This is a genomic window from Enorma sp., from assembly GCF_982429025.1.
Genome location: NZ_CEWCAA010000058.1, coordinates 1 through 11,888, shown reverse-complemented (window position 1 = coordinate 11,888; position 11,888 = coordinate 1). Strand labels below are relative to the sequence as shown.

Genomic DNA, 11,888 nt, shown 5'->3' with positions numbered 1-11,888 from the left:
GGGTTCATCGCGCTCGCCGTCCCCCGTCCGATTTTCGCCATGGTTTTCTGGCCGGCGCTTTGGGCGATACAGTGCTTTACCCCAGTGGGCAGCGCGTTATGGTCGTGCAGCTTGCCCAGCACATGGGCCCCACCCGATCTCTTCGGGTTCATCGCGGGCCTTCCTCTGGGAGACGCTCGCCTGGTTGTGCCCTATCTGCTCGATGTGCTGCTCGTTGCGGTCGCGATGGTAGCAGTAAGCGTAGGTGCTGCCGCAATGGTTCACGGCAGCGTTGCTCGGGATCGGAGGTGGGCGCTATGGCGGAAATCATGCGTCTAACGGCTTATGAGCTTGAGCGCACGCTAACCTTGCCGCGTACGGCGCTCGTGTTCGGCATACTGGTCGCGATTGTTCAGGCATCGCTTGCTGTCATCGACACCGTGGCGATGCAGCAGGCGTACGAGGGCGCAACCGTGCTTTCCGGCGCGACCGCGTTCGACGCGTTTTACATGGCGCTCAACGTCGAGGCGAGCACTGCGCTCCCCATCGCGTGCATCGTGCTCGCTGGCGATCTCGTCTCGCGCGATGCGCATGAAAGCAGCCGCTTGCTTATCGTGTCGCATTGCACGAGGCGTTCATCCTATGCGGCAGCGAAGGTGCTTGCCGCGTTTGTGCTCTGCTCCGGCTGCGTCGTCGCGCTATTCGCGCTTTCGCTCGCGACGGGCGCGCTGCAGCGGGGACTACCGCTCGGTGATGGAAGCGTTCCTGCGTGGTTATCGACGCGCGGGCCGGAGTATACGACGTGGGGCATGTGGAGCCCCATACCCGCTGGGTGGTCGTATCCTGCCGTGCTCGCGGTGCTTGTGGGCGCGTTTTCCATCATCGAGACAGCGATCGTGCTCGTGGTCATGGCTTTCGGCGTGCGGTGCCGCACCAGGTTGGCGCCTATTGTGGGCGGGTGCCTCGTCGTGGTGCTGCTCAACATGCTCGGAGATATCGGAGCATCGATTGCGGTGGCGTTTGGCTTGGAGGGCGGCCGGAGTGCTGTGGGTTGGGTGGCGGATCGATTCAGCCTTGCAAATTATCGGCTTGGTGCCGGGTTCTTCCAAATGCAGGCGGGGCAGCTTGCGGGGGAGGCGATTGCTGCGGCAGAGCACACGGAATACGTGGATATGACGTTTCCCATCAACAGCTTCGCCCAGCTCACGGCAATGATCGGTGTGATGCTTATCGCCTCGTGCGCGGTGCTCGCGGCATCGTTGCGCAACGCGGGGCTGCCAGGATTCAAGCGCCGTGTGCGGCACGGGAGGGGATAAGGATATGAGACCGTTGGGAAAGCACGCGCGCACAGCAGGGGCGGCGGTGCGCGCGACCGTCGCACCCGGTGCTAACCGAGCGTCCGGCGCCGGCACCGCGGACATCGCGCCCGGCGCGCGACAAGGTATCTGGCTCAAGGAGATCGGCGTTTCCTTTCGTGGGGCGGTCGTGCTCGATGGTGTCGATTTCACCGCATCGCCTGGCCAGGTAGTCGGCCTTATGGGGCCGAACGGCGCCGGCAAGACGACGCTCATCAACGTGCTCGCGGGGCTGCTGTGTCCCCAGCGCGGCGTGGGGTCCATATGCGGCGCGCCATTAGGTGGACGGAAGCGTGTGCCCTGCGGCATCATGTTCGAGCATCCGCCGTTTGACGACGACCGTACCGGTGCAGAAAACCTTCGCAGTCTCGCGCGCCTCGCTGGGATGTCGCCGCAATCGGCGGAGACGGCGGCGCGCGATGCCATGGCGCGCGTGGGCCTGAATCCTAGCTCGCGCACGCGGGTGGGGCGCTACTCGCAGGGTATGCGGAAGCGGCTGGGCTTTGCCCAAGCCATGCTCGGCAAGCCGGCCCTCTATCTGCTCGATGAACCGATGAACGGGCTCGACCCGCTCGCGGTCATAGAGATGCGTGCCGCGCTCCGCCACCTTGCGGCGACCGGGGCAATCGTGGTGGTTTCGAGCCATCTGCTGCATGAGCTCTCGCTCGTGTGCGACAAGGCGTATATGCTTATCGATGGGTCGTGCTTTGAGGTGACGAATGTCGAGCATCTTGAGAGCGTGTATGTCGAACATGCTGCAGCGTATGCGAGATAAGGCTTGCGATGCCCGTTTGCGCCGGTGCCGCATGCCGATGGCGGTCTCGCGCGCTGCGTTCTGTCTCCTTACGATCGTTGCGATGACCGGTCTTTGGGGCTGGTCGTTCGAGCCTTTTGCGATCGTCGGCTGGAATGTCGGTCTCCCCGTGATTTCTTGGCTGTCGTGCGCCGATGTTGCCGGGCTTCTCATGCTTGCCTTGCTGGCGGCATGGTGGCTCGCCGTCCCAGTTCGCCGGGCTCTGTTCCGTTTCGGCATGCGGCTTTGGAAGAGCGGCCTTCTTGTCGTGCTGCCTGCGTTTATCCTCCTTCTACGCGGAAGCGCGCTATGGGGATCGCTCTTCCTGCTTGTTGGATGCGCGCTGTGGCTGCCTCTCGCGGTCTCGCTTTTCTCGTGCGATGCCGGGAGCGCGTGTTTGGGCGCGGGGCAGGGGAAAGATGAGGCGTTTGAAGTGCCGCCGCATCTGCCGGTGAGGCGCTCGCCGCTCGCAGCTTGCTGCGTCGCCCTTTCGGTCGTCTCTCTCCATGCTGCGATGCTATCAAGTGCGCGGGTAAACGTCGCTGGGGTTGTCCAGTGGGCCTCTCCCGACCTGCATGTGGTCGCAGCGTGGTCCGCCGTGTGCTGCTGGTGCGCGGTCGCCGCGTTGGCGCATATCTGCCGCGTTCCCCATTGGCGCGGCGCGCTCATCCTGCCCGTCTTCTCTGCATGCGGCTCATGGATGCTGGGCGGGGTGCCCTTGGGAGCGTCCCTCGCATCCTTTGGGGCGTCGCTTGCATTTGCGGCCGTCGCGTGCATCTGGCTGTTCGCGATGCACCGTCTTTCCGCGTCTGCAGACGGCCAAAGCGCGGGTGCGGCCTTTCTACCGGTCGGCGTCGTGCTTTCAACCTCATTGGCGCGGTCGTTCGGGATGGAGGCGAATGAGCCCGCGACGTTGCTGGTATTCGAAATCTCCGGCATGGTGCTCCTTATCGTCCAGGCGGTTTGGATGCGCTCGAGAGCCGGTATGGGCGGGGCAGATGGGGCTTGCATTCCGTCCGATCGTGGCCAAAAAGATGGTGGGCATTCGGCACCTGGTCAGCTTCTCGATTGCAAGGCCACCGAAGTGCGGGGCGCATGCGCCCGGCTCGCCCGGCATCACGATTTCACGCCGCGCGAAGAGGCGGTCGTTGCCGCCATGGCCGAAGGACGCTCCCTTGCGCGGATTGCCCAAGCGGAGGGCATAACGAAATCCACGGCTGGTACCTATGCCGCACGAGCTTATGTAAAACTCGGCGTCGCATCGCGTGCCGAGGCGCTCGAGGCGGTGCGGCGAGAGGCCGCTGCGGGCGCGCGCCAAGAGGCTCGCGCGCGCATCAATGCTGGCGGGGCGGCGTTCGCCGAGGGCGGGGGCACGGTGCATGCTGCCGCGGGGGAGGGAGCGTCGCATACCACCGAGGATGCGGCGAGTCCACCGCTGCTGCATGAGATTGTTGCGCGCCTGCATGGCGAACGCGTCTTTGCGGCTTTGAGTCTCATGAGTTGGTCCCTCCTTGCCGAGGCCCTCGTCCTGCCCTGGTTGGGCTCTGCTCAATCGTTTTGGTCGCTCCATGGGGAAGCGGCTCCCCTCATAGCCCTGCTGGTGATGATTGCCTCCCTCACGTGGGCGGGCGTGGGAGATAGTCGGTCGAGCACGGCTTCTCGAGGAGCCTGCGGCGGGGTGACAGGGAGCTCCTCGCCCGCCCGTTCACCTCGTATAAAGGCTTCGGGCGTGATGTGGCTGCAGGTCGTTGCAATACTGGTCTTTGCGGCGCTTGCTTTCGCTCCGGGCGGGTTGAGTTGGGCCGCAGTGCATCGCATCGGGAGGGGCACGGTTTCCCTCGTAGCCTGTATCTCGGGGTTTACTGCGGTTGCGCTTGCGTTCCAGGCGCTTTGGAACCTGTGGCGCGATGCCCTGCCGCTGCGGGAGCTCGTTGTTGTTCCCATGGCATCATCCCTGGCGTTCGGGTGCGCTGTTTGCTTTGATGCGCTGGTGCCGGTTGTGCTCAGCTGCGGCATTGTCTGCATTGCTGCCATGGTGGTCCACGCGTGCTCGTGCGCGTCTGTCCCCGATTCGTCCATACCTGGGGAGAGCGTCCCGCATAGCGGGGAGCCTCGAACTTCGCCGCGGGCCTTCTCGCTTCGCATCGGTCTCGTGCGCGGCGCGGCGCTGGTGGTGGCAGGCGTGTCCTGCGGTATGCTCTTCCAGCTGCTGAACGGGTCGTATCTCGCCTTGCATCCATGGCGCCTGGCGTCGTCGCTCGCATGGCATCTTGTCCTGCACGGCACGACGCTTTCGGCTGTGCTGTATGTGTCGATGCAGACAGTGCGCTTCGCCCAACGTGCAGGGCGGTCTCTGCTCGACGTGCTCTCTCCCATTGCCATGCCGTGGCTTCTTGGCTTTGGGTGCAGTGGCGGTGTGCTCGTCGATGCGTTGCTCCAGCCGCAAGGTTCCGTTCGCTCGGTTGTCGCGCTGGTCGCTATCGGTATGGTTTGCGGTGCGTGGGCGCTTGCGAGTACGATGGCGAGCTATCGGCGGCGCCTGGCGTTCTCGCGGCGTACTGCTGGGTTCCTCGACACGGCGCTCGAGGGTTCGGGGCTGACCGATGCCGAGCGCGTCGTGCTCGGGTACCTGTTCCGAGGGTACACGGCGGCGGGTATCGCGCGCGAGCTCACGGTGAGCTTGAACACCGTCCGAACCCACATGCGGCACGTATACGCAAAACTTAGCGTTCACGGTCGCTCGGAGCTCTTCGATGCCGTAGAGCGCCGCCTCAAGCGCTATGAGGAGCGTCTCTAGGCCGAGGGGCATCCCTGCTGAAGAATGGATCGTAGGCACCAGGCGTCTACGATTCCATACGTGCGTGAGGCGCTGAGACCGGGTCTCAACGCCTCACATTCTCGTTTGAAGCGGTGCCAAGAGCATGGCGCGATACGTTCGAGGTCGCGCCCCTTGTTCGCAAAGCGTCGCACAACTCGAAGGCGAGATCGATATTAGGCCTTCGCCTACGAGCTATGCGACGCTTTTGGGTGAGGCCTGGTCCCGTCGCGCGCCCCGCTGTGTGTCCGCGGGCTATGCCTCGGTGCCGTCGGCCGTAACGCGGAAGGGCATGGCCCAGTCTCCGTGGTCGGAATGAAGCAGCTCCTCCGCGCGCTCGGAGAGCGGCTCGCCCAGGAAGTCGTCGTAGCAGGCCTTGACCGCCGGGTTCTCGTGGCTAAAGCGCAGCTCGCTCTGCTCATCGATGATGCGCAGCGTGCAGCCGCGGTCGGCGGAAAGGTTGAACCCTTCGATGATGGGCTGGCCACCGCCACCCACGCAGCCGCCGGGGCAGGCCATGACCTCAACGAAATCGTAGCTCGCCTCGCCGCGCTCGATGGCACGGCAGAGCGCGTCTGCGTTGGCAAGGCCGCTCGCCACCGCGATGCGGAGCGTACGGTCGAGCAGCTGGAACTCCTTCTCGCGCCATCCGCGCTCGGGCCCTTCGGAGCGAATCTCATGGAATGCGTCCGCGTCGGGGTTCTCGCCGGTCACAAAGTTGTAGGCGGTGCGGAGCGCGGCCTCCATCACGCCGCCCGTCACGCCGAAGATGTGTCCGGCGCCCGTCGCTACGCCGAGCGGGCGGTCGAAGTCCTCTTCTTCCAAAAGGTCCACGTTTACGAAGCGTTGGCGAAGCTGGCGCGTGAGCTCGCGGACCGAGAGCACGGCATCCACGTCCGGGCCGGTGCCGGTGGAGTCCATGCCGGGGTAGGCGGCCTCCATCTTCTTGGCGACGCACGGCATATAGGACACAACGAAGATTTTTGCGGGGTCCACGCCGAGGATCTCGGCATAGTACGTCTTGGCGAGCGCGCCGAAGATCTGCTGCGGGCTCTTCGTGGTGGAGAGCTTCTTCGCCAGCTCGGGGTAGCGCGTCTTCGCGAAGCGCACCCAGCCGGGGCAGCATGAGGTGAACATGGGCCCCTCGGCGCCTTCCTTCAGATGCTCGATGAGCTCGCTTGCCTCCTCCATGATGGTCACGTCGGCGGCGAAGTCGGTGTCGAAGACGTAGTCGAAGCCCAGGCGGCGAATCGCCGCGACCATGCGGCCCGGTGTCGGCGGCTTGCCTCCCAAGTCGAGGAGCTCTGCCCAGGAGGAGCGAACGGCGGGCGCCACCTGCGCGATGGTAATCGTGTCGGGGTCAAAGATTGCATCGAAGACGCGCTCGGTGTCGTCGCGTTCATGAAGTGCGCCCGTGGGGCAGTTGGCGATGCACTGGCCGCAGAAAGCGCAGTCGTCGGGAGCCACGGCGTCCACGTGCGCGCGGCTTCCGGAGTCCACGAGGTCCCAAACGCCAAGCGCCTGCACTTTCTGGCATGTGGATACGCAGCGCAGGCAGTTCACGCATTTCTCGGGCTCGCGCACGAGCGGGAACCGCGCGTCGATGGGCTTGGTCTCGAAGAACGTGGTGTAGGGCACCTCGTGGACGCCCATGCGGTCGGTAAGCGCTTGCAGCTGGCAGGTTCCGTTTCGGAAGCACGTGGGGCAGCGGCGATCGTGCCGCGAAAGGATGAGCTGCAGGTTGGCCACGCGGGCGCGCCGCACGCGCGGCGTGTCGGTGTAGACCACCATGCCATCCGTGACTTCGTTGTTGCACGCGGCCACGAGGTGGTCGATGCCCTCGACCTCCACGAGGCATACGCGGCACGCGCCGATCTCGTTGATCTCGCGCAGGTAGCACAGGGTGGGGATGTCCACGCGGTGCTCGCGCGCCACCTCAAGGATCGTGGCGCCCTCTTCGGCTTCGTAGACGTTACCGTCGATTGTGATCTCTACCATGACATCCGTCCTTCCTCATGCAGGATGCCGCAGCCGAAGTGGTCGCAGTTGAGGCACCTGAGCGTCTCTTGGCGGATTTCCTGTTCCGACAGGCCGTACTCTACGAGCTCAAAGTCGTGCACGCGCTCCTCGGTGGGGCGCTCGCCGTTCACGGAGCGGCCGCAGGGCACGCGGTCGTCTAGGCGTGGCGTCGGCAGCTTGATGTCGACCGATACGGTGTGGTGGAAGCCGAGGTACGTATCGATGGAACGCGCCGCCTTCTTGCCGTCGGCGATGGCGAGGATCACCGTTGCGGGCCCGCGCATGCAGTCGCCGCCGCAGAAGATGCCCGGATGCTCCGGCACGGCAAGGTTCTCGTCCACATCGAACTGCTTCCAGCTCGTGGGCAGACCCTCGTCGGCGAAGTAGTCGGACTGGATATCCTGGCCGATGGCCACGATGACCACCTGGCAGGGGAATTCATGCGGCTCGCGGTCGGCGGTCACGGGTGCGGGGCGCCCGCGTTTCACGGGGCCGATGATCTGAGGTTGCGCCTTGAGCGCGCGAACGCGGCCCTCCGCGTCGGTGAGAACTTCGAGCGGGGCCATGAGGTCGGCGATCTCGCAGCCGTCGGCGATGGTTCCCTCGATTTCCTCGGGCAGTGCCGTCATGTCGGCTACGCGGCGACGGTAGACCACGGTGACCTTCTTTGCCCCGCAGCGCACCGCCGAGCGCGCGGCATCCATGGCCACGTTGCCGCCGCCCACCACGCAGACCTCGAGGCCCGTGTAATCGGGCGTGTTGCCCAGGCCGATCTCGCGCAGCATCCGCACGGCAGGCACGACGCCCTCGGCGTCCTCCCCGGGCATGCGGAGCTTCTTGTCGCCGTGCGCGCCCATGGCGATGTAGACCACGTCGAAGTCGCGCTGGAGCTCTTCGAGGGTGATGCCGTCCGGCCCCACCGGGGTGTTGCAGCGAATCTCGACGCCGGCGGCCTCGATGGAGGCGATTTCGTCGTCGAGGATGCTCTTGGGCAGGCGGTAGTTGGGGATGCCGTAGCGCAGCATGCCGCCCGCCTTCTCGCGCTGTTCGAACGCGACGACCTCGTGGCCCATGCGGGCGAGGTAGTAGCCGCAGGTGAGGCCCGAGGGCCCGGCGCCCACGATGGCGATGCGCTTGCCCGTGGCGGTGCCTCGGTCGGTCGCGCGCGGGCCGGTCGCGTGGTCTACGGCGTAGCGCTTGATGCCGCGGATGTTCACGGCATCGTCCACCATGGTGCGGCGGCAAGTCTCCTCGCAGGGATGCTCGCATACGTAGGCGCATGCGCTGGGGAAGGGGTTGTCTTTGCGGATGAGCTCCACGGCCTCGTCGTAGCGGCCCGCTGCGGTAAGGGCGATGTAGCCAGGGATGTCCACGTGCGCCGGGCAGCTGACCTCGCACGGCACGCCCTGGCTCGAGCTGCGAAGGCATCCTCCGGTGGCGGCGTGGTATTCGAAGTCGTCGCGGAAGGCCTTCACGCTCATGAGCACCTGCTCGGCGGCCTGATAGCCTACCGCGCAATCGGAGCTCACGCGAATTTGCTCGGCAAGGTCTTCAAGGCGTTCGATCGTGCCCGGATCGGCGGTGCCGCCGATGATCTGCTCGAGCATGTCGGTCATGGCGCCCAGACCCACGCGGCACGGCGTGCATTTGCCGCAGCTTTGCGCGTGCGCCACGCCCACGAGCGCGCGCGTCATGTCGACGGGGCAGGTGCCGCGGGCGTTCGCTCCCAAACGTCGGCTTGTGTTGGAGCACATTTCGCCCAACGCGCCGTAGGAGCTGTCGTTCTCAAACAGCATATGCTTATCCCCTCTGTCATGCGGTGCTGGCGATGTATTTTGCACCTAAATACTCACATTACTGTCTCGTGTTCCGTCCCGCAGCCCCCAACCGGACGAACGGTCAAACTGTTCGACAAAGGGTTATTTCTGTTCGCGCCGCGCTTTCGGGCAAGATCCGGACACCGCAGGCAAGTTGAAACGCAGACACCCGGTGTCTGCGTTTCATGGCGCGGGCGCAGCAGGATTACTCTGCGAGCAGTTGCATGATGAAAGCCCCAACGCCCGCGTTGTTGTTGGCACCGCACACGGCGTCGGCTGCGCTCTTCGTCTCGTCTTCGGCATTGGCCACGGCCACTCCGGTGCCCGCCGCTTCGATCATCGGGATGTCGTTGATGTTGTCGCCGAATGCTACGGCGTCTGCGCGCGATATGCCCAGGTGCGAGCAGAGCCATGAGAGCGCCTCGCCCTTGGTGGCCCGCGCGTCGGAGATCTCGATGCTATTGGATACCGAGCGCACGACCGAGATATCGGGCACCTGTTGCACTGCCTCGAGCAGCGCGGCGCAGTCGGCGGGGTCGTACCAGAAGTAGGAGATGCGCTCGATGTGCTCAAGCGTGGTCATGAACGCCTCGGTCTCCCCATCAAAGGGAGTGCGAATGGAGCGCATGAGCTCAAGCTGGTAGGGATCGTCCGCGAACTCGGCAAGCCGGTCATACGTCTTGCGATGCTCGAACACGCGCCCGTCCGCGAAGAGGTCGAAGGTGACGTCGCGACCTTCGGCAAATTGGAGCAGCATCCGCGTCCGCTCGTGGCCCAGATCGCAGCGGTGTATGGCCTTGCCGGTGGAGAGGTCGGTTACCGTTGCCCCGTTCGCGCTCACGGCATAGCGCGCGGCAGGGTGCTTAAGTAGCACCTTGGGAATGGCGGTAAGGGACCGTCCCGTGCACGGCACGAACTGGGCGCCCGCCTCGTAAATGGCGTCGAGCGCCGCTAGATTGCCCTCTGGTACCTCCTTCCTCGATGTCAAAAACGTGCCGTCGAGGTCGGAAAAGAAGATCAAGTTCTGGTGTGGCACGGCTGCCTCGCCCTCGCTTCGCTTGCCTATCGCTCGGAGAGGGGAACGTACTCCGCCTGCTCCATCACAGAATTATAGGCAGGACGGATGATGCGGTTGGCGCCATAGATCTCCTCCATGCGATGGGCAGCCCAGCCGGCGGTGCGCGCTACGGCAAAGATGGGCGTGTAGAGGTCTTCGGGCACGCCGAGCATGTTGTAGATGAAGCCGGTGTAGAGGTCGATGTTCGCGCAGATGGGCTTGGCGGTTCCGCGCACGTCGCGCATGACCTGCGGCGCTAGGCGCTCGATGCGCTCGATGAGCGCGAACTCTTCGCCCAGTCCTTTCTGCTCCGCGAGCTTGCGCGCGTACTGGCGGCAGATTTTGGCGCGCGGGTCCGAGAGCGTGTAGACGGCATGTCCCATGCCGTAGATGAGGCCGGCGCCGTCGAACGCCTCGCGGTTCAAGATCTTCATGAGGTATCCTGCTACCTCGCCGTCGTCGTCCCAACGGCGCACGTGCTCGCGGATATCTGCATGCATGGCCATGACCTTGGAGTTGGCGCCGCCGTGGCGCGGGCCCTTGAGCGAGCCGATGGCCGCGGCGTAGGCGGAATAGGCGTCGGTCGCGGAGCTCGAAAGAACGCGGCAGGCGAAGGTCGAGTTGTTGCCGCCGCCGTGCTCGGCGTGGAGCATGAGCATCACATCGAGGAGCATTGCCTCGTCGTGGGTGAAGTTGTCGCCCTCTCGGAGCACCTGCAAGATGGTTTCAGCCATCGAGTAGGACGGGTTGGGCCGAGGGATGTGCGCCCGGCGCCCCTCGAACTCCGCGTTGCGCACGCTGTGCGCGATGGCTGCGATGCGCGGCAGACGGGCGAGGAGCGAGAGCGCCACATCGATCTCGTGCGGAGCGGAGATGTCGTCGGGGGTTTCGTCGAAGGCGTAGAGCATGAGAACGGCTCGCGCGAGCACATTCATGATGCTCTTGGACTTGGTGGTGATGGGGAACTCGTTGATGTAATCCATGGGCAGCAGGCGCTGGCTTGCGATGCGCGCGCAGGTGGCATCGAGTTCGTCTTGCCGCGGTAACTCGCCGGTGAGCAGCAGGAATACGAGTTCCTCATAACCAAAGCGTTGCTCCTGCTGCGCATGGGCAACGAGTTCTTCGATGTTGTATCCGCATATGGTGAGCTTGCCCTCATCTGGGAGAAGCGTCCCGTTCTCGCGACGATAGCCATGCACGTCCGAGATCCTCGTAAGGCCGGCGACCACGCCCGATCCGTCCGCGTTGCGCAGGCCTCGCTTAACATCATGGGAGCGGAAGAGCTCCTCGTCGTAAGGAACCATGACGGCGCCGTCATACAGGCGCTTGGTGGCAGGGGAGACCTCGCGGGTCTCGGCGAAGTCGATCGTTGTGCGCTCGGCAATGAGCGGGTGCCTCAGATTGATCTCGGTCATGCTCACGGGCAGCAACCTCCATTCGGGTTCGAGGCGGCGCGACCTAACCGATCGCGCGGGCCGTGGGCGCCGCAGCTCGTGCCCGGGCGCGGCGCTCAGCCTGGCGAAGCGTTCGCTCTACAGGCGGTACATGTAGTTGAAGACGTCCTCGCGCTGGATCTGCACGTTCACCCCGATGCTCTCGCCCGCTGCAGACAGGCGCTCCTGAAGCGTGGTGAAATCGGACGCGGTGGCGGAGATGTCGGCGATCATCGTCATGGTGAAGATGTCTTCGATGATGCTCTGGGTGATATCGCGGATATCGACGTTTTCATCGCCGAGCACGCGCGAGATGCTGGCGACGATACCCGGGCGATTCTTTCCGAGCACGGTGATGACGATGCGGTTGGATGCGTTCTCTGCCATGAGGCGCCTTTCTCTCGCGGGCTCCCCGGCCCGTGGGCGGTGTAGATGCATGGATTCACCTATACCCATTTGCGCAATGGAGCAGCGCGGCGAGCGGCGCGGAACACAGGAGAACCACACCGGCGAAACATGCGGGCAACATGTAGAGGGGTCTGCATCCGGCGGAGGGGGCCCAGGAGGGCTGCTGCCGAGGGGGCTCCGGGCGGTGGAGCTGCCACCCGGCGGGGCTCGGC

The 11,888-nt window shown here is 64.8% G+C and carries 8 protein-coding genes; 3 read left to right on the top strand and 5 right to left on the bottom strand.

What is annotated here, in order from left to right:
- Positions 1-296 precede the first annotated feature (296 nt).
- The 3 genes from AC1VS5_RS08635 to AC1VS5_RS08625 are packed head-to-tail and all read left to right on the top strand — an operon-like array spanning position 297 to position 4,924.
- Positions 297-1,295 carry a hypothetical protein gene (locus AC1VS5_RS08635; protein ID WP_481218365.1) on the top strand — a complete coding sequence of 333 codons (999 nt, stop codon included), beginning with the start codon at positions 297-299 and terminating at the stop codon, positions 1,293-1,295.
- A 4-nt stretch (positions 1,296-1,299) separates the two neighbouring features.
- Complete coding sequence (locus AC1VS5_RS08630; protein WP_481218364.1) at positions 1,300-2,109, top strand: ABC transporter ATP-binding protein; 810 nt, start codon at positions 1,300-1,302, stop codon at positions 2,107-2,109.
- Positions 2,078-4,924: a LuxR C-terminal-related transcriptional regulator gene (locus tag AC1VS5_RS08625; protein ID WP_481218363.1), complete on the top strand. Its 2,847-nt coding sequence runs from the start codon at positions 2,078-2,080 to the stop codon at positions 4,922-4,924. The genes AC1VS5_RS08630 and AC1VS5_RS08625 overlap by 32 nt, the downstream gene beginning before the upstream one ends.
- Before the next feature lie 273 nt (positions 4,925-5,197).
- Here AC1VS5_RS08625 and AC1VS5_RS08620 read toward each other — a convergent pair whose 3' ends face one another.
- From AC1VS5_RS08620 to AC1VS5_RS08600, 5 genes are all read right to left on the bottom strand, one after another.
- Complete coding sequence (locus AC1VS5_RS08620) at positions 5,198-6,940, bottom strand: [FeFe] hydrogenase, group A (RefSeq protein ID WP_481218362.1); 1,743 nt, start codon at positions 6,938-6,940, stop codon at positions 5,198-5,200.
- Entirely contained in the window at positions 6,934-8,757 is a 1,824-nt protein-coding gene (locus AC1VS5_RS08615) for an NAD(P)-binding protein (RefSeq protein WP_481218361.1), read from the bottom strand. The genes AC1VS5_RS08620 and AC1VS5_RS08615 overlap by 7 nt, the downstream gene beginning before the upstream one ends.
- 226 nt (positions 8,758-8,983) lie before the next feature.
- The gene (locus AC1VS5_RS08610; protein WP_481218360.1) at positions 8,984-9,814 is read right to left on the bottom strand and encodes a Cof-type HAD-IIB family hydrolase; all 831 of its coding nucleotides are present in this window, start codon (positions 9,812-9,814) and stop codon (positions 8,984-8,986) included.
- A gap of 26 nt (positions 9,815-9,840) precedes the next feature.
- On the bottom strand, positions 9,841-11,256 hold the full coding sequence (locus tag AC1VS5_RS08605) for a citrate synthase (protein WP_481218359.1): 1,416 nt from the start codon (positions 11,254-11,256) through the stop codon (positions 9,841-9,843).
- 111 nt (positions 11,257-11,367) lie between these two features.
- The gene (locus tag AC1VS5_RS08600) at positions 11,368-11,655 is read right to left on the bottom strand and encodes an ACT domain-containing protein (RefSeq protein ID WP_481218358.1); all 288 of its coding nucleotides are present in this window, start codon (positions 11,653-11,655) and stop codon (positions 11,368-11,370) included.
- Between the last annotated feature and the right edge of the window lie 233 nt (positions 11,656-11,888).